The sequence below is a fragment of the Pseudomonas sp. NPDC086112 genome (assembly GCF_044746425.1).
Classification (GTDB): domain Bacteria; phylum Pseudomonadota; class Gammaproteobacteria; order Pseudomonadales; family Pseudomonadaceae; genus Aquipseudomonas.
Genome location: NZ_JBIVCD010000034.1, coordinates 20,667 through 45,293 on the forward strand (window position 1 = coordinate 20,667; position 24,627 = coordinate 45,293).

Below are 24,627 nucleotides of genomic sequence, written 5' to 3' on the forward strand. Positions count from 1 at the left end.
AGAATGGGACCGACTGCCGATCCGCGTTGGCTCCCAATTTTCTAGAGAACTTCCTTGGCCCACCCTGCCCAACGCCGCTGGTATCCCCTGGTCTTCGCCATTGCTGCGCTGGTCCTGCTGCCCCTGAGCGTCCTGCTTCTTTCCTGGCAAACCATCGATCAGCAGATCTGGTCCCACCTGTGGGACACCCAGATGCCGCGGTTGCTGGGCAATACCCTCACGCTGGTCCTCGGTGTCGGTTTCGGCGTAACGCTGCTGGGCGTCAGCCTGGCCTGGCTCACAAGCCTCTGCGAGTTTCCCGGGCGGCGTTGGCTGGACTGGGCGCTGATGCTGCCCTTTGCGATTCCTGCTTATGTGCTGGCATTTGTCTTCGTTGGCCTGCTGGATTTCGCCGGCCCCGTGCAAACCTTGCTGCGCGAATGGTTCGGCAGCGGTTTGAGGCTGCCGCGAGTGCGCTCCACCGGCGGTGTGATTCTGGTACTGGTGCTGGTTTTTTATCCGTACGTTTACCTCTTGGCACGTAGCGCATTCCTGGCTCAGGGCAAAGGCTTGATGGAAGCAGCGCGAGTCCTTGGGCAATCCCCGTGGCAGGCGTTCTGGCGAGTGGCATTGCCGATGGCACGTCCGGCCATTGGCGCGGGCGTGGCGTTGGCGCTGATGGAAACCCTGGCGGATTTCGGTGCCGTGTCGGTGTTCAACTTCGATACGTTCACCACCGCTATCTACAAAACCTGGTACGGCTTTTTCAGTCTTTCCACGGCTGCGCAACTGGCCAGCCTGTTGCTGTTGGTGGTGATGGTCGTGCTGTATGGCGAGCGCCGTGCCCGCGGGGCCAATCGGGCGAGCAACGAACGGCCACGGGTCAAGGCGTTGTATCACCTGCGCGGGCTCAAGGCGCTGGCGGCCATGAGCTGGTGCGGTCTGGTATTTGCCTGCGCCTTCGTCATTCCCGTGCTGCAACTGGTGGTGTGGTTCTGGCAACGTGGGCGCTTCGATCTGGATGAGCGTTATGCCGGATTGATCATCCATACCCTGTACCTGGGCGGCATGGCAGCATTGATCACCGTCAGTGTCGCTCTGGTGCTGGCCTTTGCCCGTCGATTGGCGCCGACCCGGGCGATCCGCTCCGGCATCAGTCTGGCCAACCTTGGCTACGCGTTGCCGGGCTCGGTGCTGGCGGTGTCGATCATGCTGGCGTTCAGTTACCTGGATCGCGAACTGGTGATCCCGCTGTCAGGCTGGCTTGGCGGCGCGGGCAAACCGTTGCTGCTGGGCAGTCTGTCGGCGTTGTTGCTGGCCTATCTGGTGCGTTTTATCGCGGTGGCCTATGGACCGCTGGAAAGCAGCCTGGCGCGAATACGGCCCTCTTTGCCCGAAGCAGCACGTAGCCTTGGCGTCAGTGGGCCACGACTGTTTTTCAAAGTGTATCTGCCGCTGCTGCTGCCGGGCACGTTGAGCGCGGCGTTGCTGGTGTTCGTCGATGTGCTCAAGGAAATGCCCGCGACCCTGCTGATGCGCCCGTTTGGCTGGGACACGCTGGCGGTGCGGATCTTTGAAATGACCAGCGAGGGCGAGTGGGCGAGAGCCTCGTTGCCGGCATTGACCCTGGTGTTGGTCGGGCTGTTACCGGTCATCGGATTGATCCGACGTTCGGCGCATCGAAACGCGTAGGTGTCAGTCCTACACCTTGCGGCTACAATGCGCGGCATTCGGTGCGGTCCGTCCTCGGATCGGGTTGCTGAAATCGGCTGAAAGCCTTTTATTTCAAGGCATTTCATCCCGTGCAGCGCCTGCCCGCACCTTCGCCACGCCCGGAAGGAGAAACCCATGGGACAGCGTACGCCTCTGTACGACCTTCATCTCGCCCTCGGCGCGAAGATGGTCGATTTTGGCGGTTGGGATATGCCTCTGCATTACGGCTCGCAGGTCGAGGAACACCATCAGGTGCGCCGCGATTGCGGGGTTTTTGATGTATCCCACATGACCGTTATCGATGTCAGCGGCCCTCAGGCCAAGGTTTGGCTCCAGCATTTGCTGGCCAATGACGTCGAACGCCTGCACAGCCCTGGCCGTGCCTTGTACAGCGCCATGCTCAACGAGCACGGCGGCATCGTCGACGACATGATCGTCTATCGTCTCGAGGACGGTTATCGCCTGGTGGTGAATGCCTCCACCCGCAATCAGGATCTGGCCTGGATGCAGGCTCATCTCGGCGACTTCGATGTGCGGCTCAACGAGCGTTCCGAGTTGGCGATGCTGGCCATTCAAGGGCCTCACGCCCGGCACAAGATTGCCGAACTGGTGACTCAGTCCCGCGGCACGCTGATTCAGCAGCTCAAATATTTCGAAGGTCAGACCGACGGTGACTGGTTCATCGCGCGCACCGGTTACACCGGTGAGGATGGTCTGGAAATCGTGCTGCCCGCCGACCAGGCACCGGGCTTTTTCAACGATCTGGTGGGCGCGGGTATTTCCCCGATCGGCCTCGGCGCGCGCGATACCTTACGTGTCGAAGCCGGCATGAACCTCTACGGTCAGGACATTCATCAAGAAGTTTCTCCATTGGCCTCCAACATGGCCTGGAGCATTGCCTGGGAACCGGCCACGCGCCAGTTCATTGGCCGCACTGCCCTGGAAGCCGAACAGGCCAATGGCGTACAGCACAAACTGGTGGGTTTGGTTCTGGAGGAACGTGGGGTTTTACGGGCGCATCAAGTGGTTCGCATCGCTGATGTTGGCGAAGGTGAGATCACCAGTGGTAGTTTCTCTCCTACGCTTAGCAAGTCGATTGCACTGGCGCGCGTACCGGTGGCCACCGCCGACCGCGCCGAAGTGGAAATCCGTGGCAAGTGGTACCCGGTTCGAGTGGTCAAACCGACCTTCGTACGCCACGGCAAAACCTTGATCTAACTTTTTTTGGCGGGCAAAGACCGCTGACATTTTTCTTGAGGACACAGAACATGAGCGAAATCCCTGTCGACCTGCGTTTTGCCGAAAGTCACGAATGGGCCCGTCTAGACCATGATGGCGGCGTGAAAGTGGGTATTTCAGACCATGCTCAGGAAGCCTTGGGTGACGTAGTGTTCGTTGAGCTGCCGGAAATCGGCAAAGTGTTCGCTGCCGGTGAGGCTGCGGGTGTCGTCGAGTCGGTCAAGGCTGCCTCCGATATCTACTCGCCAGTTTCCGGCACCGTCATTGCCGTCAACGAAGAGTTGGCCAACAACCCGGAACTGGTCAACAGCGCGCCTTATGACAGCTGGTTCTTCAAGCTCGAGCCAAGCGATACCACCGAACTGGACAATCTGCTGCTCGATGCAGTTGCCTACAAGGCCGCCATCGGCGAATAAGCCTTCAGCGTTACCTCAAAGCCCCGGTTATCCGGGGCTTTTTTGTATCTGCCAACTTGATGTGCTGAGGACTAAATGTGGGAGCGGGCTTGCTCGCGAAAGCAATTAATCATTCAGCGTATATGGCGACTGACCCACCGCTTTCGCGAGCAAGCCCGCTCCCACAGGGTAAGTGTCAAACTCCCCACAGGCTCGCTGTCGGCAGCGACTGCTATGCTGGTTTGACCGCATTGCATCGACGCCGAGCGCCAGTCAAGAGAGAGCCCGTCATGTCCCAGTTGCCGTCCCTGAGCCAGTTACGTGACCCCAATACCTTCCTGCGCCGCCATCTGGGCCCCGATGCCGCCGAGCAGCAGGCGATGCTCGACAGCCTCGGTCTTGGTAGCCGGGTCGAGCTGATCGAGCAGACGGTGCCGCCGGGAATCCGCCTCAACCGGCCGCTGGACTTGCCGCCGGCCCTCGACGAAGAAGCTGCGCTGGCCAAGCTGCGGGGCTACGCCGAGCAGAACCAGGTCTGGACCAGCCTGATCGGCATGGGATACCACGGCACTCTCACGCCGGCCGTCATCCTGCGCAACGTGCTGGAAAATCCCGGTTGGTACACCGCCTATACCCCCTATCAACCGGAGATCGCTCAAGGCCGGCTCGAAGCGTTGCTGAATTTCCAGCAGCTGACCATCGACCTGACCGGTCTGGAACTGGCCAACGCCTCGTTGCTAGATGAGGCCACGGCGGCAGCCGAGGCCATGGCGCTGGCCAAGCGCGTGGCCAAATCCAGAAGTAACCTGTTTTTTGTCGATGAGAATTGCCACCCGCAGACCATCTCCGTCGTGCGGACCCGAGCCGAAGGGTTCGGTTTCGACCTGATCGTCGACGCTGTGGATAACTTGAAAAAACACCAGGTGTTCGGCGCGTTGCTGCAATATCCCGACACCCACGGTGAAGTGCGCGATCTGCGTCCATTGATCGATCATCTGCATGCCCAGCATGCCTTGGCCTGTGTGGCGACCGATTTGCTAAGCCTGCTGTTGCTGACCCCTCCGGGGGAGTTGGGCGCCGACGTGGTGTTCGGTTCGTCCCAGCGATTCGGCGTACCCATGGGTTACGGCGGTCCCCACGCGGCGTTTTTTGCCAGTCGTGATGAGTACAAACGGGCGATTCCCGGGCGGATCATCGGCGTGTCGAAAGATGCGCGCGGAAACGTCGCCCTGCGCATGGCCCTGCAAACCCGCGAGCAACATATCCGCCGGGAGAAGGCCAACTCCAACATCTGCACCGCTCAGGTGCTGCTGGCCAATATCGCCAGTTTCTACGCGGTCTACCATGGACCGGAAGGGCTAAAACGGATTGCCCAGCGCGTCCATCGGCTGACCTGCATCCTCGCTGCCGGCCTGGAGCGTCACGGGATCACCCGTCTCAACCAGAATTTCTTCGACACCCTGACCCTGGAGGTGGGGGGCACTCAGACGGCGATCATCGAAAGTGCCCAGGCGGCGCAGATCAATTTGCGCATTCTCGGCCGTGGGCAGCTGGGCCTGAGCCTTGACGAAACCTGTGACGAAACCACCGTGGCGAAACTGTTCGATGTGTTTCTCGGTGCCGATCATGGGCTCAACGTCGACGACCTGGACGCTGAAACGCTGGTATCCGGCATTCCTGCCGGGTTGCAGCGCAGTACACCTTATCTGCGTCATCCGGTGTTCAACGCTCATCACAGCGAAACCGAAATGCTGCGTTACCTCAAACAGCTGGAAAACAAAGACCTGGCGCTCAATCAATCGATGATTCCGCTGGGCTCTTGCACCATGAAGCTCAACGCTACCAGCGAGATGATCCCCATCACCTGGCCGCAGTTCGCCAACCTGCATCCGTTTGTGCCGAAAGAGCAGGTGGTGGGTTATTCCTTGATGATCGAGGAGCTGGAGCGCTGGCTCTGCGCGATCACCGGTTTCGATGCGATCTGCATGCAACCCAACTCGGGCGCTCAGGGCGAGTACGCCGGGTTACTGGCGATTCGCAAATATCACGAGAGCCGTCATCAGGGCGCACGGGATATCTGCCTGATCCCGTCATCGGCCCACGGCACCAACCCGGCTTCGGCGCAGATGGCCGGGATGCGGGTGGTGATCGTCGAGTGCGATGAGGCGGGTAATGTCGATCTGGATGATCTGAAGGAAAAGGCCACGGCGGCGGGGGATAAACTCGCCTGCCTGATGGCGACTTATCCTTCGACCCACGGGGTTTACGAGGAAGGCATCAGCGAGATCTGTGAAGTTATCCACAGCCATGGCGGTCAGGTGTACATGGATGGTGCCAACCTCAACGCGCAGGTTGGATTGGCACGGCCGGCAGACATCGGTGCCGACGTGTCGCACATGAACCTGCACAAAACCTTCTGCATTCCCCACGGCGGTGGCGGGCCAGGGATGGGCCCGATTGGCGTTCGGGCGCACCTGGCGCCGTTCGTCGCCAATCACCCGGTAGTGCCCATCGACGGCCCGCTGCCGGAGAACGGCGCGGTGAGCGCGGCGCCCTGGGGCAGCGCGAGCATTTTGCCTATCAGCTGGATGTACATCGCCATGATGGGGCCGCAGTTGGCGGATGCGAGCGAGGTGGCGATTCTCGCCGCGAATTACCTGGCGCAGCATTTGGCCGGTGCATTTCCAGTGCTCTACACCGGGCGCAACGAGCGAGTGGCCCACGAGTGCATTCTCGACTTGCGACCGCTCAAGGCGCAGACCGGAATCAGTGAAGAGGACGTTGCCAAGCGTCTGATGGACTATGGCTTCCATGCGCCGACCATGTCATTCCCGGTGCCGGGGACGTTGATGGTCGAACCGACCGAGAGTGAGTCGAAGGCGGAGCTGGACCGTTTTATCGGCGCGATGCTGAGTATCCGCGCGGAAATCACCGAGGTGCAGAACGGCAACTGGCCGGCGGAGGACAACCCGCTGAAACGCTCACCGCATACCTTGGCCGACATCACCGGGGTTTGGGAGCGCCCGTACAGTATCGAGCAGGCAGTGACGCCGGATGCGCACACCAAGGCCCATAAATATTGGCCGGTGGTGAACCGGGTGGACAATGTTTATGGCGACCGCAATCTGTTTTGCGCGTGTGTGCCGGTGGACGAATATCGCTGAAGTCGCTGTCCCCTGTAGGAGCGAGGCTTGCCCGCGAAAGCGATTTAACATTCAACATTTATGTCGACTGATTCACCGCTTTCGCGGGCAAGCCTCGCTCCTACAGGTATCGCACGCAAAAAAATGCCGCTCATGTGAGCGGCATTTTTGTTCAGCAACGAACCTTATTTCGAGGCGATGGCATTCTTCGCCAGGATGGCATTCGCCAGTTCCATGTCCGTGGCTTGCAGGCCAGGGTTGTCGGCGCGGACTTTCTGTATCGCAGCTTCCAGGTAGGGGCCGCGAATGGCGCCGTCACTGGCGACAAAGCTGCCGGCGTCGTCCTGGGCGGCGACGACCAGCTTATGATCCCTGGAGGTCAGGTAGGAGGTACCGGTGGTGGCACCGGAAGTAAGGACGTTACGCAAAAAGCTGTCATCAGCCATCGCCGAACCGACTTGAAGGGACAACATGGCGAAAGTAGCGACAGCAAGTTTGAGACGCATAAAAGGTGACTCCACTGGGTTTTAACTGCGGGCTTTGATTGCCAATAACCCAATCGAGTTCCGTGACGTTAGTCGGCTCACCGTAGGAGCTGCCGCAGGCTGCGATCTTCTGATTTTTGCTTTTAAAAACAAGATCAACGGATCGCAGCCTGCGGCAGCTCCTACCGACATCAGGCCTACTTCTGCTCACTCTGCGGCGTCACTCGCAACACCTCTTCGACCGTCGTCAAACCCGCCGCCACTTTCTGCGCCCCCGACAAGCGCAAACTGCGCATGCCTTCCTTGAAGGCCTGACGGCGGACCGCGAGTAAATCGGTATCAGGGTTGATCAGCGCTTTGATGCCGTCAGTCAGTTGCATGATTTCGTACACCCCGGCGCGGCCGCGATAGCCGGTTTCGCGGCATTCAAGACAACCGATGGCGCGTTGTGCGTTGCCTGGCAGTGGCGCTTGCCAAGGCCGGGTCAGGGTTTGCCAGTCGTCCTCGCCCAAAGTTAATGGCGCCTTGCAATGCGGGCAGAGGGTCCGGACCAGACGCTGGGCCATGACCCCGAGCACCGTGGCCTTGATCAGGTAATGCGGCACGCCGAGCTCCAGCAGGCGGCTGATGGCACTCGGGGCGTCGTTGGTGTGCAACGTCGACAGCACCAAGTGGCCAGTGAGTGCGGCCTGAATCGCCATCTCGGCGGTTTCGAGATCGCGGATCTCGCCAATCATGATGATGTCCGGGTCTTGCCGCATGAGTGCGCGCACGCCGGCGGCAAAGGTCAGGTCAATGTTGTGCTGGACCTGCATCTGATTGAACGCCGGTTCGACCATTTCGATCGGGTCTTCAATGGTGCAGAGGTTGACCTCCGGCGTCGCCAGTTTCTTCAGGGTGGTGTACAGCGTGGTGGTCTTGCCTGAACCAGTCGGCCCGGTCACCAGAATGATGCCATTGGGCTGGCGGGTCATGTCTTGCCAGCGACGCAGGTCATCGGCGGAAAAACCCAGCTGATCGAAGTCCTTGAGCAGCACTTCCGGGTCGAAGATCCGCATGACCATTTTTTCGCCGAACGCGGTCGGTAATGTCGACAGCCGCAGCTCGACTTCGCCGCCATCCGGGGTTTTGGTTTTGACCCGGCCGTCCTGGGGTTTGCGCTTTTCTGCGACGTTCATCCGCCCCAGGCTTTTCAGGCGGCTGACGATGGCCATGGTCACCTGCGGCGGGAATTGATAGACGTTGTGCAGCACGCCGTCGATGCGAAAGCGCACCGTGCCTTGCTCGCGCCGGGGTTCGATGTGGATATCGCTGGCCCGTTGCTGGAACGCGTACTGGAACAGCCAGTCGACGATGTTGACGATGTGCGCATCGTTGGCGTCCGGCTCCTGGTCGCTGGCGCCGAGGTTGAGCAACTGTTCGAAGTTGCCCAGGGTGCTGATTTGCTGGTCGGCGTTGGTGGCGCCGCTGACCGATTTGGCCAGACGGAAAAACTCCACGCTGAAGCGCTGGATGTCCACCGGGTTGGCCACCACGCGCTTGATCGGCACCTTCAGCACATGGGTCAGGTCGGCTTCCCAGCTGCTGACGAAGGGCTGGGCGCTGGCCACGGTGACGGCGTCGCGGTCGATGGATACCGCCAGAATCTTGTGGCGTTGGGCGAAGGCATAGGACATCAGCGGCGTGATGGCCGCGACGTTGATTTTCAGCGGGTCGATGCGCAAGTAAGGCTGACCGGCCTGCTGAGACAGCCAGAGTGTCAGGCTTTCCAGATCGAGGTGTTTGCCGGGACGGCTGAGGTCGTCCAGGTGTTGGCTGGCGATGAATTCCAGCGGGTGCTGTTGACCATTTATGGCGTGACGGCGGCGGGCGTTGAGCGCGTGCTCGGCCGAATCCTGGCTGATAAAGCCTTGGGCGACCAATTCACGCAGCAAATCATTGAGGTCCAGCCAGCGGTCCTGAGTGGCGAGTTGAACGGACATGCGGGCTCCTTTTGAACAACCGTTCGCAAAGGATAGTCGCGCACCCGCAGACCGTTGGGCCACTACCCGACCAAGGCGTGACGTTTCTTTTCAGCCTGCCGCCTGAGCCGGCTCTTCCCACGCAGAATCAGCCGCTTGCAGGTTTACCGAGCAGACGCTGATCAGGTTACGTAATTTTTCCGCGATCACTTGAGCACGGTGCCAGCTCAGGCCGTCCATGACGATATCGACCGACAGCAGATCGTCCATACGCTGCACGTTGACCTGCTGCGGCGTCAGAAACTGCAAGGCGAAAAGATTGAGCGCCCGACACAGCAGATCCGGCTCGGCCTCGGCCAGTAATTGATAGTGAACGCGGCAGTGGGCGTTGCTGACGTTCCATACATCGGCGCGGGCAGGCGAGGTGTTCACGGCTTCTAAATGCGGCATGGTCGGTCTCCAAAATCACTGGAGGAATTTTTACATTCGGTGCCGGGCATTTCTTATCTATGATTGGGCTTATTGATCATTTATCGAATCGATCAATTCGAATTAGTACCCACTATAGGTTTTTCTATGCACAGCGAGCTGGATGGCTACGACCGCAAGATTCTCGCGTTGCTGCAAGAGGACGCTTCGCTCTCCAGCGCGCAGATCGCCGAACAGGTGGGGCTCTCGCAGTCGCCGTGCTGGCGGCGGATTCAGCGGATGAAGGAGGAGGGGATCATTCGCGCTCAGGTGACGTTGCTTGACCGCAAGAAAATCGGCCTTAACACGCAGATCTTCGCCGAGATCAAACTCAACGCCCACGGACGTTCGAACTTCACCGAGTTCACCGAGGCAATTCGCGGTTTTCCCGAAGTGCTGGAATGTTATGTGCTGATGGGGTCGGTGGATTTCTTGCTGCGGATCGTCACGGCGGACATCGAGGCTTATGAGCGCTTCTTCTTCGAGAAGCTGTCGATGGTGCCGGGGATTCAGGAGGTCAACTCGATCGTGGCGTTATCGGAAATCAAGTCCACGACGAGTTTGCCGGTGTTGCGGGGGTAGAGATTTGCAGCGTTTGGGCGGGCCTCTTCGCGGGCAAGCCTCGCTCCTACAATGGTCCGATGATTACCTGTAGGAGCGAGGCTTGCCCGCGAAGGCGTCCTTACAGACGCAGCAGAGTTTTCCAGGCGCGATTCTGATACACCGCGATCGCCTGCTGCTTACGCGCATCCAGCGATTCATCGGTGATCGGCTCGTTGGCCAGTTGCGTCAGTTTGTTCAACTCACCGTACAGGCGATCCATTTCCGGGATCTCCAGTACGCCGCGGGCATGGTGCAGCCAGGCCTGGATGCGCTCGATACGCGGCAGTTGCTCGGCCAAGTCTTCCGGCTGTTGCTGGTAACGCTGCAATTGCAGCGAGTTGGCTTCTTCGCCCAGCATGCGCGGCAGCCAGCTACCCAGTTGTGCAGCGCCCTGGCGATTACCGCGGACGTTGCGATCGGCGGCCCAGGTACGGGCCAGCAACCAGCGCGAAGTGTTCAGTGAGAACAGGCCCCAACGTGGGTCTTCCAGCTCTTCGAGGAACTGCTCCGGCGCAGCTTTACGTACGTCTTCGTCGTCCAGGCCGGCCTGTACCAGCGGTCGCCAGTCTTCCAGCAAGGCATCCAGTGCGACCCGCAGATCGTGAGTCGACTGACGCGGTGCGGCCTGACCGAGGCTGCTGATCAACGCGCGCATTTCAGCGAGGTTCTCGACCCAGTCCTGCAACAGGCGCCAGTGGCCATTGAAGCGATATTGCTCGGCCAGACGCTGGCTGCTGCTCAGCAAATGCCAGCTCAGGGCGGCGAACGCATCGTCCAGCGGCATTTCGGCAGTGATCTGCGGTGCCGGCAAGCTCAGCGAGTAGCTGTTGGCGTCGAACAAGCGATAACCGCGTTCGGCCTTGCTGATGTCACACGGCATCAGCGCCAGTGTCGCAGCCAGTTCGGCGGCCAGTTCCAGCAGCGCGGCCGGTTCGCCTTCGCGCAGCTCCAGTTCCAGCTCGCAGATTTCTTCTTTCTGCTTGCCGACCACCACGTGGCCCAGGTCCAGCGCGGCTTCGATGACCACTTTGGTCTTGCCACGGCCCCAGGCGATTTCTGCGCGTTCGCGAACGAAATCGGTGGTGAAGATGGCTTTCAGGGTTTTCTTGTCCAGCTCGGCCAGCTCTTCGGGCCAGCATTCACCGTCGAGTTTCTTCACGTCGAGCTTGGCTTTGGCCAGAGGCCAGTCGTACTCGTGACGCTCGGACAGACCGGCGATGCTCTGGCCGCGGGTCTTGAGGGTCTGAATCACTTCTTCGCCATCGCGGCGCAGGCGCAGGGCAACCTTGGCGCGAGCCAGGTCGCGCTCAGGCGTGTCGAAGTACTGGTTCATCAACTCACGGCGTTCCCAGCCACTTTTGTTGCGTTTTTTCAGTAACGGGTGCTCGCGCAGGGCGGCGAGGGTTTCGCGGCTGACGCGGAGTTTGATTTCGGTTTCTTTCTGCATGGCCGGAAAATCCAGGATCGGGAGCGCAGCCGGGGGAATGTGTGGCTGCCAAGGTCGTGCAGTGTACAGGACTCATTCGAGATAGGGTCTGTTGACACCCTACGCGCCGCGACGGTTTATTCCTGTCGCCGGATGGTTCTATGATGGACTTCAATTCGGGAGTTGGGAGTCAGCGATGCCTTTGCCGTCCATGAAAGATCAGTTCGCTGCGCTGATCGCCGCGCCGTCTGTCAGCTGTACCCAACCCAGCCTGGATCAAACCAATCGGCCGGTCATCGACTTGTTGGCGACTTGGCTCGGGGACTTGGGTTTTGCCTGCGATATCCAGCAGGTCAGCCCCGGCAAATTCAATCTGCTGGCCAGTTTTGGCTCCGGCCCCGGCGGCTTGGTGCTGGCCGGTCACAGCGATACGGTGCCCTACGACGAGGCGTTGTGGCAGACCGACCCGCTGAAACTCACGGAAGTGGACGGTCGTTGGGTCGGCTTGGGCAGTTGCGACATGAAGGGTTTTTTCGCCTTGGTCATCGAAGCCGTCAAACCCTTGCTCGACCAACCGTTCAAGCAACCCTTGCTGATCCTCGCCACCTGCGATGAAGAAAGCTCGATGTCTGGCGCTCGCGCTCTGGCCGAAGCTGGACGTTCGCTGGGCCGGGCCGCGGTGATCGGCGAGCCGACCGGGCTGAAGCCGATCAGGATGCACAAAGGCATCATGATGGAACGCATCGACATCCTCGGCCAGAGCGGCCACTCCTCGGACCCGCGCCTGGGCCACAGCGCCCTCGAAGCCATGCACGACGCCATGGGCGAACTGCGCGGCCTGCGCCTGGCGTGGCAGCGCGAGTTTCGTAACCCACAGTTCAGCGTGCCGCAGCCGACCCTGAATTTCGGTTGCATCCACGGTGGGGACAACCCTAATCGCATCTGCGGCCAGTGTTCGCTGGAATTCGACCTGAGGCCTTTGCCAGGCATGGACCCCAAAGCGTTGCGCGCGGCGATTCTGCAGAAGCTCAATCCGATTGCCGAACGGCATCAAGTGAAGATCGATTACGCGCCGTTGTTCCCCGAAGTGCCCCCCTTCGAGCAGGCCGAGGACTCGGAATTAGTGCGGGTTGCCGAAAAGCTCACCGGTCATCGCGCCGAAGCAGTGGCGTTCGGCACGGAAGCGCCTTATCTTCAGCGTCTTGGTTGTGAAACACTGGTATTGGGACCGGGCGACATCGCCTGTGCTCATCAACCGGGGGAATACCTCGAAATGTCACGTTTGCAGCCTACCGTGCATCTATTACGTCAACTGATTGAGCATTACTGCCTGACACCGGCCAAAACGGCGATGCCGGTCAGTTGAGCGCAACCCATGTGGGAGCGGGCTTGCTCGCGAATAGGGAGTGTCAGTTGATATTAATGTGTCTGATACGCCGCCTTCGCGAGCAAGCCCGCTCCCACAGGTTCTGTGTTTTGGCTGACTAAACGTATAAATTGCCAGTGTCCCAACCCGTATTCATGAGGAGAGCGCGCGTGTCGCCAAGCCTGTTCCGACGATAACCATCAGCCCGCTGTGCGTTTACTGCTTTACCCTTTTTTCGGCTGCTATTTATTACAGGCCCAGGTTCATGCCCGAATACGTCAATTGGCTTCGTCACGCTTCGCCTTACATCAACGCCCACCGCGATTGCACTTTCGTCGTCATGCTGCCCGGCGACGGCGTGGAGCACCCGAACTTCGGCAACATCGTCCACGACCTGGTGCTGCTGCACAGCCTGGGTGTGCGACTGGTGCTGGTTCACGGTTCGCGCCCGCAAATTGAAACACGCCTCGCTGCTCGCGGCCTGACCCCGCATTACCACCACGGCATGCGCATCACCGATGCGGCGACGCTTGAGTGCGTGATTGATGCAGTCGGTCAACTGCGCATCGCCATCGAAGCCCGGCTGTCGATGGACATGGCCTCATCGCCAATGCAGGGTTCGCGCCTGCGGGTGGCCAGCGGCAATTTGGTCACGGCACGGCCGATCGGCGTACTTGAAGGTGTCGACTATCACCACACCGGCGAAGTGCGCCGGGTCGACCGCAAGGGCATCAATCGCCTGCTGGACGAACGCTCCATCGTGCTGTTGTCGCCGTTGGGTTACTCGCCGACCGGTGAAATCTTCAACCTCGCTTGCGAAGATGTCGCCACCCGTGCAGCTATCGATCTGGGGGCGGACAAGCTGCTGCTGTTCGGCGCCGATTTGGGCTTGATCGACGAAAATGGCCGGCTGGTCCGCGAATTGCGCCCGCAGCAAGTACCGGCGCATTTGCAGCGTCTGGGCAACAATTATCAGGCCGAGCTGCTGGACGCGGCCGCTGAAGCGTGCCGGGGCGGGGTGGCGCGCAGTCACATCGTCAGCTACGCCGAAGATGGCGCGTTGCTGACCGAACTGTTCACCCGTGACGGTGGCGGTACGCTGGTGGCCCAGGAGCAATTCGAAGTTGTACGCGAGGCGGCCATTGAAGACGTCGGCGGTTTGCTGGACTTGATCAGCCCGCTGGAAGAGCAGGGCATTCTGGTACGGCGTTCCCGCGAGGTGCTGGAGCGTGAGATCGAGCAGTTCAGCGTGGTCGAACGCGAAGGCATGATCATCGCCTGCGCCGCGCTGTATCAGATTGCCGATTCGGATGCTGGGGAGTTGGCGTGTCTGGCGGTGAACCCGGAGTACCGCCATGGCGGTCGCGGTGATGAACTGCTGGAACGCATCGAAACCCGCGCCCGGGCCCAGGGGCTGAAAACCTTGTTCGTGCTGACCACCCGGACCGCTCACTGGTTTCGTGAGCGGGGCTTCGTGCCGAGCAGCGTCGAACGTCTGCCGTCGGCGCGGGCGTCGCTTTACAACTATCAGCGTAATTCGAAGATCTTCGAAAAAGCCCTGTGATGCCCCAAGCCTTGTAGGAGCGAGACTTGCCCGCGAAGGCGGCCTGACATTCAACACTTGTGTTGGCAGATATGTCCTCTTCGCGGGCAAGCCTCGCTCCTACCGGTGCGGGGTTGTTACATTAGTGATGAATTTCGCGCTGACATACGGCGAATAATCCGGCAGCGCCGTCTCGACCTTCCCTTGTCCCTTTAAGCACTTCGCCGTTTCGCCCTTCGCCTGGGCTGGAGATGCCGAGCTGACCAGCAGCTCCGGCACATCATTGGCGCCGGTCATCGCGGCGTAAATCCTTGCGAACGCCCCAATACGTCAGCGAAAAAAGAAAATATCAGTGATACACAAACTGTAACAATTTGACTAGATAGTGCGCGTTTGGCCATCATGGCGTCGCCTTTTCGAAAGTGATTGACGTATGGGGAATACGTGGAAAGCTAATCGATCTAGAAAAACGTCAATAAATACCATTTAGGAATTAGCTTATGAGCCGATACCGTTTGTCCCGGTTCGGATCATTGCTCGAGAGCTATATTCCTAAATGGTATGAAAAAGAATGAAATAATTCTTTTTGGGTTTATGAGGAAGTCATTACCCTGCAGGGACCAAATCACGGCGGTTAGACTTTGGTCGTAGACACACATGGTTACGATTGACTTGTCAGTCATGGACCAGTGCTAATCGCGCATCTGTGGATCTTGGGCGTTAGACCCGAGACCAAAGAACACAAAAATTAGAACGAGAGGAGCGAAACAATGAAGAAGTCCACCTTGGCCCTGGCAGTGGCCGTAGGGGTTTTGGCGCAGCAGGCAGGCGCCGCCGGTTTCATCGAAGACAGCAAGGCATCCGTCAGTTCCCGTACCCTGTACTTCAATAACGATAACCGGGATGGCGGTGCGGATCAGAAAGAGACCGCTGAAGGCCTCAAGTTCGATTATCAGTCGGGCTTCACGCAAGGCACCGTTGGTTTCGGCATTGATGCCCAGGCCCTCGTCGGTATCCATCTGGATGGTGGCCGTGGTCATCACCCGTACCCCAGCTCATTCTCTCCAAGCGACTCCGATGGCTCAGCTGCGCATGAGTGGAGTCGTATGGCGGGTAACGTAAAAGCTCGCTTCTCGAAGACCGACGCCCACTTAGGTGGTGCTCTGCAGCCAAACATGCCGATTCTGGTGGCGAACGACAGCCGTGTGCTGCCGCAAACCTTTGAAGGTGGCACCATCACCTCCAAGGAAATCGACAATGTGACCTTCAACCTGGGTCAGCTGGAGCACGCGACGGGTCGCGCTTCGTCGAACAGCACTGGCCTGGCGGTGGCTGGCGGTAGCGAGGAAAGCAACAAATTCCGTTACGCCGGTGCTGACTGGAAGGTCACCAAAGACCTGACCTTGCAGGCCTACCACGCGAACCTGGAAGACTACTACAAGCAGAATTTCTTCGGCCTGGTGCATGTTTACCCGATCGGCACCAACCAGTCGTTCAAGACCGATATCCGTTATTTCGACAGCAGCTCCGACGGCAAGAACGGCGATGCGGGCTATCGTTTCAATAACAACGGTGGTTATGCCAAGAACACGGGCGAGGTTGATAACCAGACCTGGAGTGCCATGTTCACCTACACCCTGGGTGGCAGTGCCTTCCTGCTCGGCCATCAGCGCGTCAGCGATGACGGCGGTTTCGTTTATCTGAACCAGGGCAGCGTAGTTAATGGCAGCGGTCGCAGCGAAGAAGCTGGAGGCGCAAGCTTCTACCTGTTCACTGACTCCATGATCAACGGCTTTGTCCGTGCAGGTGAAAACACTACATTCGGTCAGTACAGCTACGACTTCGCTGCTCTGGGTGTGCCAGGTTTGAAAGCTTCGGCAGCTTATCTGTATGGCGATGATATTAAGGCCAGAAACGGTACTGGTCCTGATCAGTCCGAGTGGGAACGTGACTTGCGTGTGGACTACACCATTCAGCAGGGCGTCCTAAAAGGTTTTGGCACGACGCTACGTCATGGCTCCTACCGTGGCAGCGATACAGGTATTGCCAGTCAGGACCAGACCCGTCTGATCTTCAACTACACCTATAGCTTCATGTAATTTACGCCTAAGTAAAAAAGCCCCGCCCGGCATCACGCCGGGCGGGGCTTTTGCGTTTTCAAGGTGGGCTCACCCCCGTAAACCCTCCTTGAAATTCCCCTTTTTGCAACAACTCAAGGCCTTCTCGAACCTTGTGACCGATGTTCGTCTCGATGACTATTCAGGTCCAGTGAACAGATTTTTAATATTCTTTATGGATCTAAATAAATCGATATTTATTCTTTTTAATTGATATCAAACGCAGGCACAGTTGGGCTCAACAAGCACTCACAAGGAGCAGCAGCATGAGCCTCAGACTTGGCGATATCGCCCCCGATTTCGAACAGGATTCCAGCGCCGGCACTGTCCGTTTCCACGAATGGCTGGGCGATAGCTGGGGCGTGTTGTTTTCCCATCCGGCGGACTTCACGCCGGTGTGCACCACCGAGCTGGGCTTCACCGCCAGGCTCAAGGATGAATTCACCCAACGCGGCGTCAAAGCCATTGCTCTATCGGTCGACCCGGTGGACTCGCATCACAGGTGGATCGAGGACATCAACGAAACCCAGAACGCCATCGTCAACTTCCCGATCCTCGCCGATGCGGACCGCAAAGTGTCCGACCTGTATGACCTTATCCATCCGAATGCCAACGACACCCTGACCGTACGTTCTCTGTTCGTGATCGATCCGAACAAGAAGATTCGGCTGACGATTACTTACCCGGCGAGTACCGGCCGTAACTTCAATGAAATTTTGCGGGTGATCGATTCACTGCAGCTCACCGACAACTACAAAGTGGCCACCCCAGCCAACTGGCAGGACGGTGATGAAGTCGTGATCGTGCCGTCGCTCAAGGACGAAGATGAAGTCAGACAACGATTTCCCAAGGGTTATCGCGCAGTGAAGCCGTACCTGCGTCTGACACCGCAGCCGAACAGGTAATCATCCGAATTTTGCGGTGTGGCTGAAATCGCTATCGCGGGCAAGCCCGCGAAGGCGGCAGACCGACCAATGAACATTTCATGTCATCCACAAAGCAGGGGATTTCGGGCCGTTTCGACGGCCTGTTTTTTTACCTAAAAAAAGACAATCCATATATTCATTTAAAGTATAACCAAATGAATAAATATGATTTATGGATATATAAATCAGCTGTTAAGGTCACTCCATCAACGCGAGATCGCAAGCCGCGAATCGCTAACACCGCTCAAGGAATTGTCTGAATGCTGGTCGTCTCACTCGGTGGCAGTCCCAGCCCACGCTCCCGTTCCGGAGTTTTGCTGGAGCGCTCGCGACGCTGGTTGCAAGAGCAAGGTGTGGAAGTGGTGAGTTACCAGGTACGGGACTTCCCGGCCGAAGATTTGCTGCATGCCCGTTTCGACAGCCCGAAAGTGATCGACCTGTTGCAACAGATTGAAAACGCCGATGGCTTGCTGATCGCCACGCCGGTTTACAAAGCGTCGTTCTCCGGTGCGCTGAAAACCTTGCTCGATCTACTGCCCGAACGCGCCTTGAGCCACAAGGTGGTTTTGCCGATGGCTACCGGCGGCAGTATCGCCCACATGTTGGCGGTGGATTACGCGCTCAAACCGGTGCTGTCGGCGTTGAAAGCCCAGGAAATGCTGCAGGGGATTTTTGCCGTGGACAGCCAGATCGCTTACGGCGAAGGCAGCGCCCAGGCGCAGTTGGCGCCGGAGCTTGCGCAACGATTGTTTGAAGCGCTGGAGCAGTTTTTCAGCGCCATGGCTCGTCGGCCCAAGCCGCTTGATCCAAACCTGTTGAACGAACGTTTGTTGAGTGCTCGCTGGAGCATTTAAGTCAGCCCTCAAGCCACATCTGAATTTGAAGTACTCCACCTTACTGGCCCGCTAACGGGCAAGCAGGTGCAGCCAAAACCCTACTGCAAAAGGAGAGCGCTATGCGCACTGTCATTTTGCGTCGTGGTCTGGTCGCTCTGTTTGCTGCGGCTGTAACCTTCGGCGCCATTACTCAAGCTCAGGCCGAGACATTACGAATCGGCTATCAGAAATACGGCACCCTGGTGCTGCTCAAAGCCAAAGGCACACTGGAAAAACGCCTCGCCGCCCAGGGCGTGGACGTGCAATGGACTGAATTCCCCGGTGGCCCGCAACTGCTCGAAGGCCTGAACGTCGGCTCCATCGACTTTGGCGTCACCGGTGAAACGCCGCCCGTATTCGCCCAAGCCGCCGGCGCCGATCTGCTTTATGTCGCCTACGAACCACCAGCGCCACACAGCGAAGCGATCCTGGTGCCGAAGGACTCGCCGATCAAATCGGTGCAGGACCTCAAGGGCAAGAAAGTCGTGCTCAACAAAGGCTCCAACGTGCACTACCTGCTGGTGCGCGCGCTTGAAGACGCCGGCCTCAAATACACCGACATCCAGACCGTGTTCCTGCCGCCAGCCGATGCCCGCGCCGCGTTCGAGCGTGGCAGCGTCGATGCCTGGGTGATCTGGGACCCGTACCAGGCCGCCGCCGAACAGCAACTGCAAGCACGCCCTCTGCGCGACGGCAAAGGCCTCGTCGACAACCATCAGTTCTACCTGGCGACCAAATCTTACGCGCAGAAAAATCCTGAAGTGATCAAGGCTCTGGTGGAAGAAGTGCGCGCGGTTGGCGAATGGTCCAAGGCCAATCCTGAGGACGTGACCAAGCAAGTTTCGCCGCTGCTCGGCCTGCCAACGGACATCACCCTGACCTCGGTGAAACGCCAGGGCTACGGCGCGCTGTTCCTTACGCCGGAAGTAGTCGCTGCCCAGCAAAAAATCGCCGACAGCTTCTACCAGCTCAAGCTGATTCCCAAACCCTTGAGCATCAAAGACGTGATCTGGACGCCACCCACCGCCGTGGCCAAAGCGCCGTAATTCGATTTCCTGAGGAGACCACTCCATGAGCCTTAATATCTTCTGGTTCCTGCCTACCCATGGCGATGGCCATTACCTTGGCACCGCTGAAGGCGCTCGCGCCGTCGACCACGGTTACCTGCAACAGGTCGCGCAAGCGGCGGATCGTCTGGGCTTTGGCGGGGTGCTGATTCCCACCGGTCGCTCCTGCGAAGACTCGTGGCTGGTAGCCGCATCGCTGATCCCGGTGACCCAACGTTTGAAATTCCTTGTCGCCCTGCGCCCCGGGATCATTTCCCCGACGGTGGCGGCGCGTCAGGCCGCGACACTGGATCGCTTGTCTGGCGGCCGTGCGCTGTTCAACCTGGTCACCGGTGGCGATCCGGAAGAACTGGCCGGCGACGGTTTGTTCCTCAGTCACGAAGAGCGCTATCAGGCTTCGGTGGAATTCACTCGCATCTGGCGCCGGGTGCTGGAAGGTGAAACCGTTGATTACGACGGTCAGCACATCAGCGTGAAGGGCGCCAAGTTGCTCTATCCGCCGATCCAGCAACCGCGCCCGCCGCTGTATTTCGGCGGCTCGTCGGAAGCCGCCCAAGACCTCGCGGCAGAGCAGGTCGAAATGGTTCTGACCTGGGGCGAGCCACCGGCCGCCGTGGCAGAAAAAGTCGAGCAGGTTCGTGCCAAAGCCGCGAAGCTCGGTCGCACTGTGCGCTTCGGTATTCGTCTGCATGTGATCGTTCGCGAAACCAATGCCGAGGCGTGGCAAGCGGCGGATCGACTGATCTCGCATCTGGACGATGACACCATTGCCCGTGCCCAGGCGTCTCTGGCGCGTTTCGATTCGGTCGGCCAGCAACGGATGGCCGCGTTGCATGGTGGCAGTCGCGACCATCTGGAAGTCAGCCCCAACCTTTGGGCCGGTGTCGGTCTGGTGCGCGGCGGAGCCGGTACGGCGCTGGTCGGCGATGGCCCGACCGTGGCCGCTCGGGTGAAGGAATACGCGGACCTGGGCATCGATACGTTCATCTTCTCCGGTTATCCACACCTGGAAGAGTCCTATCGGGTGGCTGAGTTGCTGTTCCCGCACCTGGATATCGAGCGTCCGGAGCTGCCGAAAAGCGCCGGTTACGTCAGCCCGTTCGGCGAGATGGTAGCCAACGACATTCTTCCCAAAGCCGCGTCCCAGAGCTGAGGCGCCGCCATGAAGAAAATCATCCACAACCTCGCGCCCTGGGCGCTGCCGGTCTTGTTGCTGGCGGTGTGGCAGTTGTCGGTGTCGGCGGGCTGGTTGTCGACGCGGATTCTGCCGGCGCCGATCGCGGTGATCGAAGCCGGTGTGAGCCTGGTCAGCAGCGGTGAAATCTGGACTCACCTGGCCATCAGCGGCTGGCGCGCGGCGCTCGGTTTCGTCATCGGCGGCGGCATCGGTCTTGCGCTGGGCTTCATCACTGGCCTGTCGACGTGGGGCGAACGTCTGCTCGACAGTTCGGTGCAGATGATCCGCAACGTACCGCACCTGGCGTTGATTCCACTGGTGATCCTGTGGTTCGGCATCGACGAGTCGGCGAAGATTTTTCTGGTGGCGTTGGGTACGTTATTCCCGATTTACCTCAACACGTATCACGGCATTCGCAACGTCGATCCGGCGCTGGTGGAGATGGCGCGCAGTTATGGCTTGTCCGGTTTCAGCCTGTTTCGCCAAGTGATTTTGCCGGGTGCGCTGCCATCGATTCTAGTCGGTGTGCGTTTTGCGCTGGGCTTCATGTGGTTGACCTTGATCGTGGCGGAAACCATTTCCGCGAGCTCGGGCATCGGCTATCTGGCGATGAATGCCCGGGAGTTTTTGCAGACCGACGTGGTGGTGCTGGCGATTCTTTTGTACGCGGTGCTCGGCAAGCTGGCTGATCTGGCGGCGCGAGGGCTTGAACGTGTATGGCTGCGCTGGCATCCGGCTTATCAGGTAACCAAGGGAGGTGCCGCATGACGGCTCAACAACCTCCACGCCTGCTGCGCGGTATTCCGCTGGTGGTGCGCAAGCTGCAAAAAACCTTCGGTTCGCGGCAAGTGTTGCGTGAAATCGATCTGCACATTCCGGCCGGGCAGTTTGTCGCGGTGGTCGGGCGTAGCGGCTGCGGCAAAAGTACTTTGCTGCGCTTGCTCGCCGGTCTCGACAAGCCCACGGGGGGGCAGCTGCTTGCAGGCGCAGCGCCACTGAATGATGCGCGGGAAGACACTCGACTGATGTTCCAGGAAGCGCGTCTGCTGCCGTGGAAAAAGATCATCGACAACGTCGGTCTCGGGCTCAAGGGCAACTGGCGGCCGCAAGCATTGCAAGCGCTCGAAGCGGTCGGCCTGGCGGATCGCGCCAACGAATGGCCGGCAGCCTTGTCCGGCGGGCAGAAGCAACGTGTGGCCCTGGCTCGCGCGTTGATCCATCAACCGCGCTTGCTGTTGCTCGACGAACCGCTGGGCGCATTGGATGCCCTGACCCGAATCGAAATGCAGCAGCTGATCGAACGGCTCTGGCAACAGCATGGCTTCACCGTGTTGCTGGTGACCCACGACGTCAGCGAAGCAGTGGCGATTGCCGATCGGGTGATCCTGATTGAAGAGGGCGAAGTCGGCCTCGACCTGCATGTGGAGCTGCCGCGCCCTCGGGTCCGTGGCTCCCATCGGCTGGCGGCGCTGGAAACCGAAGTGCTCAACCGCGTGCTGTCCCTGCCTGGCCAACCGCCGGAACCGGAACCTGTTTCACCACTGCCTGCGCAATTGCGTTGGGCTCAATAACTTAAAGATTCATCCAACGACAGGAATCAACATCATGACTATCAAAGCCATCAACGTTCGTAACCAGTTCAAAGGCTCGATCAAGGAAATCGTGCTGGGTGACGTGCTGTCGGAAATCGACGTGCAGACGGCCTCCGGCATCGTCACTTCGGTGATTACCACCCGTTCGGTGAAAGAGCTGGAACTGGTGGTCGGCAGTGAAGTAATCGCGTTTGTGAAATCCACCGAGGTGTCGATCGCCAAGTTGTAAGTGCGTGCGTAAACAACAACCCTGGAGGGTGTGAGCCCTTCGGGGGTTTTTATGCGTGTGACTCAGTGAGTTCGGCGGTGCGGCCTTCGCGAGCAAGCCCGCTCCCACATTTGATCTTCAGTGGCCACAGATTCTCTGTACGACAGAAATCCACTGTGGGAGCGGGCTTGCTCGCGAAGGGGCCAGTGAAGCCCGCGAGGATCAGGCTGTAATACCGCGCTTGGGCAGATAGGGTGGCAAATACAACCCAAGATAAGCATCAAACACCCGCATCCCTTCTTCAGCCATGCGCGGCGTGATCTGCCCATGCTGTTGCACCGAGCGTGCATACACCCGATCGCCCAGCTCCATGGCCAGCGCAAACACATCGACATCACTCGGCAGGGTCGGCAGTTCGAAGTGGTGGTCGAACAGCTTGTGCATCAGGTCGCCGAGTTCGATGTCGTGCTGGCGGTCGGCCTGGGTGACTTCAGTCAGGCCGTGCTGGGCGAGGATCAGTTGGCGGGCGGCGGCGTCTTCGTCGTAGATGGCGAGCATGCGTTGTTCCACCAGTCGCGACAGATCGCGCCAGCCGTTGAGGGCATGGTGATCGATGGGTGCTTGCAGGCAGGCGCGGAATGCGGCGTGGACGTCGGCGGTCAGGGCTTCAAGCAGGGCCGGGACGCTGGCGAAAAAATGGTAGACGGAGGAGGGCGGGATCTCCGCGCGTTCGGCGACGCTGTAGATCGACAGGCTGGCCACGCCCTCGGCGGCCAGCAGCGTGCGGGCGGCATCGAGTATCGAATCGATCCGGGCCTGACTGCGGGCGCGGGGTTTGCGTGGGGTGGCGAGTCGGGTCATCGAAGTCTCCTGCGGGGGCAGCGGGCATTGTACGAGCAGGGTTTGTTGTTGTCTGCCCGGACGCCTTCGCGAGCAAGCCCGCTCCCACTTTTGAACTCTGCCCCGTACACAAATACTTTGTTCACTGGAGATCTAATGTGGGAGCGGGCTTGCTCGCGAAGCAGGCGCCTCGGTCCTGCTGAAAAAAAGCCATAAAAAAACGCCGCAGGCTTTGTCAGCCGGCGGCGTTGTTTTTACTGCAACCGCTTACACGGTATGCAGGTACCAGTTGTATTCGAGGTCGGAGATGGAGTGTTCGAACTCCTCCAGCTCGCTCTCTTTACAGGCGACAAAAATGTCGATGTATTTCGGATCGATGTACTTGGCCATGACTTCGCTGTCGTCCAGTTCGCGCAGTGCATCACGCAAGTTGTTCGGCAGGCTTTGCTCGTTCTGCTCGTAGGAGTTGCCTTCCACGGGTGCGCCCGGCTCGATTTTGTTGGTCAGGCCATGGTGCACGCCCGCCAAAACAGAAGCCATCAACAGATACGGGTTGGCGTCGGCGCCGGCGACACGGTGTTCGATGCGCACGGCATCGGAGGAACCGGTTGGTACGCGGATGGCCACGGTACGGTTGTCCAGGCCCCAGCACGGCGAGTTCGGCACGTAGAACTGTGCGCCGAAACGACGGTAGGAGTTGACGTTCGGGCAGAGGAAAGCCATCTGCGCGGGTAGGGTCTCGAGCACACCGCCGATCGCGTGACGCAGTGCGGCGTTCTGCTCGGGATCCTCGCTGGCAAAAATGTTTTTGCCATCTTTATCAAGAATCGAGATGTGGACATGCAGACCGTTACCCGCCTGGCCAGGGTAAGGCTTGGCCATGAAGGTGGTGTCCATCTCATGGTCATAGGCGATGTTTTTGATCAGACGCTTGAGCAGGACCGCATAGTCGCAGGCCTTGATCGGGTCGGCCACGTGATGCAGGTTCACTTCGAACTGTGCCGGGGCACTTTCCTTGACGATCGCGTCGGCAGGGATGCCTTGCTCTTTCGCACCTTCCAGAATGTCCTGGAGGCAATCGACGTATTCGTCGAGGTCGTCGATCAGGTAGACCTGTGTCGAATGCGGGCGTTTGCCGGAGATCGGCGAGCGCGGCGGTTGTGGGCGACCGTTCACGTTCTCCTGGTCGATCAGGTAGAACTCCAGTTCGAACGCAGCGCAGATGGTCAGGCCCATCTCGTCGAACTTGGCTACGACTTGTCGCAGGACTTCGCGCGGGTCGGCGAAGAAAGGATCACCTTCGAGTTCGTGCATGGTCATCAGCAGTTGCGCGGTCGGGCGCTTCTGCCAGGGCTCATTGCACAGGGTGTCGGGGATTGGATAGCAGATTCGGTCAGCATCGCCGATGTCCAGGCCCAGGCCGGTGCTTTCCACCGTCGAGCCATTGATATCCAGAGCAAATAGAGAGGCCGGCAGGTTGATGCCTTTCTCGTAAACCTTGTGG

At 59.3% G+C, this 24,627-nt stretch carries 21 protein-coding genes and 1 pseudogene; 15 read left to right on the forward strand and 7 right to left on the reverse strand.

Annotated features, from left to right (window positions below):
- Positions 1-54 precede the first annotated feature (54 nt).
- The 4 genes from ACIPLA_RS21070 to gcvP all read left to right on the forward strand — a co-directional run bounded on the left by ACIPLA_RS21070 (position 55) and on the right by gcvP (position 6,490).
- Positions 55-1,671, forward strand: coding sequence for an iron ABC transporter permease (locus ACIPLA_RS21070; RefSeq protein ID WP_123500396.1), 1,617 nt, complete (start codon positions 55-57; stop codon positions 1,669-1,671).
- 156 nt (positions 1,672-1,827) lie between these two features.
- The gene (gene gcvT, locus ACIPLA_RS21075; protein WP_401175614.1) at positions 1,828-2,910 is read left to right on the forward strand and encodes a glycine cleavage system aminomethyltransferase GcvT; all 1,083 of its coding nucleotides are present in this window, start codon (positions 1,828-1,830) and stop codon (positions 2,908-2,910) included.
- Between the two features lie 50 nt (positions 2,911-2,960).
- Entirely contained in the window at positions 2,961-3,347 is a 387-nt protein-coding gene (gene gcvH, locus ACIPLA_RS21080; RefSeq protein WP_192344978.1) for a glycine cleavage system protein GcvH, read from the forward strand.
- A gap of 269 nt (positions 3,348-3,616) precedes the next feature.
- Positions 3,617-6,490: an aminomethyl-transferring glycine dehydrogenase gene (gene gcvP, locus ACIPLA_RS21085; protein ID WP_401175618.1), complete on the forward strand. Its 2,874-nt coding sequence runs from the start codon at positions 3,617-3,619 to the stop codon at positions 6,488-6,490.
- A gap of 164 nt (positions 6,491-6,654) precedes the next feature.
- Here the strand turns inward: gcvP and ACIPLA_RS21090 are convergent, their stop codons facing one another.
- The 3 genes from ACIPLA_RS21090 to ACIPLA_RS21100 form a co-directional block, all read right to left on the reverse strand.
- Positions 6,655-6,975, reverse strand: a complete 321-nt coding sequence (locus ACIPLA_RS21090) for a DUF2388 domain-containing protein (RefSeq protein ID WP_218395358.1) — start codon at positions 6,973-6,975, stop codon at positions 6,655-6,657.
- Positions 6,976-7,151: 176 nt separating this feature from the next.
- Positions 7,152-8,936 carry a GspE/PulE family protein gene (locus ACIPLA_RS21095; protein ID WP_218395357.1) on the reverse strand — a complete coding sequence of 595 codons (1,785 nt, stop codon included), beginning with the start codon at positions 8,934-8,936 and terminating at the stop codon, positions 7,152-7,154.
- Positions 8,937-9,026: 90 nt separating this feature from the next.
- Positions 9,027-9,365: a hypothetical protein gene (locus ACIPLA_RS21100; protein WP_218395356.1), complete on the reverse strand. Its 339-nt coding sequence runs from the start codon at positions 9,363-9,365 to the stop codon at positions 9,027-9,029.
- Positions 9,366-9,491: 126 nt separating this feature from the next.
- Here ACIPLA_RS21100 and ACIPLA_RS21105 point away from each other — a divergent pair, with 126 nt between their 5' ends.
- Positions 9,492-9,965, forward strand: a complete 474-nt coding sequence (locus ACIPLA_RS21105) for an Lrp/AsnC family transcriptional regulator (protein WP_008076029.1) — start codon at positions 9,492-9,494, stop codon at positions 9,963-9,965.
- Between the two features lie 100 nt (positions 9,966-10,065).
- Here ACIPLA_RS21105 and ACIPLA_RS21110 read toward each other — a convergent pair whose 3' ends face one another.
- Positions 10,066-11,433 (reverse strand): inorganic triphosphatase, encoded by a 1,368-nt coding sequence (locus ACIPLA_RS21110; protein WP_218395355.1) that lies wholly within the window; start codon positions 11,431-11,433, stop codon positions 10,066-10,068.
- Between the two features lie 175 nt (positions 11,434-11,608).
- On the opposite strand from ACIPLA_RS21110, the gene argE reads away from it, so the two are divergent.
- Positions 11,609-12,778 carry an acetylornithine deacetylase gene (gene argE, locus ACIPLA_RS21115; protein WP_218395354.1) on the forward strand — a complete coding sequence of 390 codons (1,170 nt, stop codon included), beginning with the start codon at positions 11,609-11,611 and terminating at the stop codon, positions 12,776-12,778.
- Positions 12,779-13,043: 265 nt separating this feature from the next.
- Positions 13,044-14,342, forward strand: a complete 1,299-nt coding sequence (argA, locus tag ACIPLA_RS21120; RefSeq protein WP_123500376.1) for an amino-acid N-acetyltransferase — start codon at positions 13,044-13,046, stop codon at positions 14,340-14,342.
- A 99-nt stretch (positions 14,343-14,441) separates the two neighbouring features.
- On the opposite strand, the pseudogene ACIPLA_RS21125 reads toward argA, so the two are convergent.
- Positions 14,442-14,624 (reverse strand): annotated as a pseudogene (locus tag ACIPLA_RS21125) (hypothetical protein); the annotation flags it as partial.
- Positions 14,625-15,091: 467 nt separating this feature from the next.
- Here ACIPLA_RS21125 and ACIPLA_RS21130 point away from each other — a divergent pair.
- The 8 genes from ACIPLA_RS21130 to ACIPLA_RS21165 all read left to right on the forward strand — a co-directional run bounded on the left by ACIPLA_RS21130 (position 15,092) and on the right by ACIPLA_RS21165 (position 22,304).
- The gene (locus ACIPLA_RS21130; protein WP_401175625.1) at positions 15,092-16,420 is read left to right on the forward strand and encodes an OprD family outer membrane porin; all 1,329 of its coding nucleotides are present in this window, start codon (positions 15,092-15,094) and stop codon (positions 16,418-16,420) included.
- 284 nt (positions 16,421-16,704) lie between these two features.
- Entirely contained in the window at positions 16,705-17,343 is a 639-nt protein-coding gene (locus ACIPLA_RS21135; RefSeq protein WP_401175628.1) for a peroxiredoxin, read from the forward strand.
- 281 nt (positions 17,344-17,624) lie between these two features.
- On the forward strand, positions 17,625-18,218 hold the full coding sequence (gene ssuE / locus ACIPLA_RS21140; RefSeq protein WP_007899466.1) for an NADPH-dependent FMN reductase: 594 nt from the start codon (positions 17,625-17,627) through the stop codon (positions 18,216-18,218).
- 101 nt (positions 18,219-18,319) lie between these two features.
- Complete coding sequence (locus ACIPLA_RS21145) at positions 18,320-19,285, forward strand: sulfonate ABC transporter substrate-binding protein (RefSeq protein ID WP_218395353.1); 966 nt, start codon at positions 18,320-18,322, stop codon at positions 19,283-19,285.
- 25 nt (positions 19,286-19,310) lie between these two features.
- Entirely contained in the window at positions 19,311-20,459 is a 1,149-nt protein-coding gene (gene ssuD, locus ACIPLA_RS21150) for an FMNH2-dependent alkanesulfonate monooxygenase (protein WP_218395352.1), read from the forward strand.
- Positions 20,460-20,468: 9 nt separating this feature from the next.
- Entirely contained in the window at positions 20,469-21,251 is a 783-nt protein-coding gene (gene ssuC, locus ACIPLA_RS21155) for an aliphatic sulfonate ABC transporter permease SsuC (RefSeq protein ID WP_218395351.1), read from the forward strand.
- The gene (gene ssuB / locus ACIPLA_RS21160; protein WP_123500365.1) at positions 21,248-22,054 is read left to right on the forward strand and encodes an aliphatic sulfonates ABC transporter ATP-binding protein; all 807 of its coding nucleotides are present in this window, start codon (positions 21,248-21,250) and stop codon (positions 22,052-22,054) included. Before ssuC ends, ssuB begins: the two co-directional genes overlap by 4 nt.
- Before the next feature lie 34 nt (positions 22,055-22,088).
- Entirely contained in the window at positions 22,089-22,304 is a 216-nt protein-coding gene (locus ACIPLA_RS21165) for a molybdopterin-binding protein (protein WP_003229256.1), read from the forward strand.
- A 201-nt stretch (positions 22,305-22,505) separates the two neighbouring features.
- Here the strand turns inward: ACIPLA_RS21165 and ACIPLA_RS21170 are convergent, their stop codons facing one another.
- Together ACIPLA_RS21170 and ACIPLA_RS21175 are read right to left on the reverse strand one after the other, a co-directional pair.
- Positions 22,506-23,144: a TetR/AcrR family transcriptional regulator gene (locus ACIPLA_RS21170; protein ID WP_218395350.1), complete on the reverse strand. Its 639-nt coding sequence runs from the start codon at positions 23,142-23,144 to the stop codon at positions 22,506-22,508.
- Positions 23,145-23,390: 246 nt separating this feature from the next.
- Positions 23,391-24,627 (reverse strand): glutamine synthetase family protein (locus ACIPLA_RS21175; RefSeq protein WP_401175634.1); only part of this gene is annotated, 1,237 nt, incomplete at its 5' end.

Bases quoted from the DNA above. Each gene is read 5' to 3' on its own strand.
- ACIPLA_RS21130 (WP_401175625.1), top strand. From the start codon at position 15,092: ATGAAGAAGTCCACCTTGGCCCTGGCAGTGGCCGTAGGGGTTTTGGCG.
- ACIPLA_RS21135 (WP_401175628.1), top strand. From the start codon at position 16,705: ATGAGCCTCAGACTTGGCGATATCGCCCCCGATTTCGAACAGGATTCC.
- ACIPLA_RS21170 (WP_218395350.1), bottom strand. From the start codon at position 23,144: ATGACCCGACTCGCCACCCCACGCAAACCCCGCGCCCGCAGTCAGGCC.
- ssuC (WP_218395351.1), top strand. From the start codon at position 20,469: ATGAAGAAAATCATCCACAACCTCGCGCCCTGGGCGCTGCCGGTCTTG.
- ssuB (WP_123500365.1), top strand. From the start codon at position 21,248: ATGACGGCTCAACAACCTCCACGCCTGCTGCGCGGTATTCCGCTGGTG.
- ACIPLA_RS21105 (WP_008076029.1), top strand. From the start codon at position 9,492: ATGCACAGCGAGCTGGATGGCTACGACCGCAAGATTCTCGCGTTGCTG.
- argE (WP_218395354.1), top strand. From the start codon at position 11,609: ATGCCTTTGCCGTCCATGAAAGATCAGTTCGCTGCGCTGATCGCCGCG.
- ACIPLA_RS21110 (WP_218395355.1), bottom strand. From the start codon at position 11,433: ATGCAGAAAGAAACCGAAATCAAACTCCGCGTCAGCCGCGAAACCCTC.
- ACIPLA_RS21165 (WP_003229256.1), top strand. From the start codon at position 22,089: ATGACTATCAAAGCCATCAACGTTCGTAACCAGTTCAAAGGCTCGATC.
- gcvT (WP_401175614.1), top strand. From the start codon at position 1,828: ATGGGACAGCGTACGCCTCTGTACGACCTTCATCTCGCCCTCGGCGCG.
- ACIPLA_RS21100 (WP_218395356.1), bottom strand. From the start codon at position 9,365: ATGCCGCATTTAGAAGCCGTGAACACCTCGCCTGCCCGCGCCGATGTA.
- ssuD (WP_218395352.1), top strand. From the start codon at position 19,311: ATGAGCCTTAATATCTTCTGGTTCCTGCCTACCCATGGCGATGGCCAT.
- gcvH (WP_192344978.1), top strand. From the start codon at position 2,961: ATGAGCGAAATCCCTGTCGACCTGCGTTTTGCCGAAAGTCACGAATGG.
- argA (WP_123500376.1), top strand. From the start codon at position 13,044: ATGCCCGAATACGTCAATTGGCTTCGTCACGCTTCGCCTTACATCAAC.
- ACIPLA_RS21090 (WP_218395358.1), bottom strand. From the start codon at position 6,975: ATGCGTCTCAAACTTGCTGTCGCTACTTTCGCCATGTTGTCCCTTCAA.
- gcvP (WP_401175618.1), top strand. From the start codon at position 3,617: ATGTCCCAGTTGCCGTCCCTGAGCCAGTTACGTGACCCCAATACCTTC.
- ssuE (WP_007899466.1), top strand. From the start codon at position 17,625: ATGCTGGTCGTCTCACTCGGTGGCAGTCCCAGCCCACGCTCCCGTTCC.
- ACIPLA_RS21145 (WP_218395353.1), top strand. From the start codon at position 18,320: ATGCGCACTGTCATTTTGCGTCGTGGTCTGGTCGCTCTGTTTGCTGCG.
- ACIPLA_RS21095 (WP_218395357.1), bottom strand. From the start codon at position 8,936: ATGTCCGTTCAACTCGCCACTCAGGACCGCTGGCTGGACCTCAATGAT.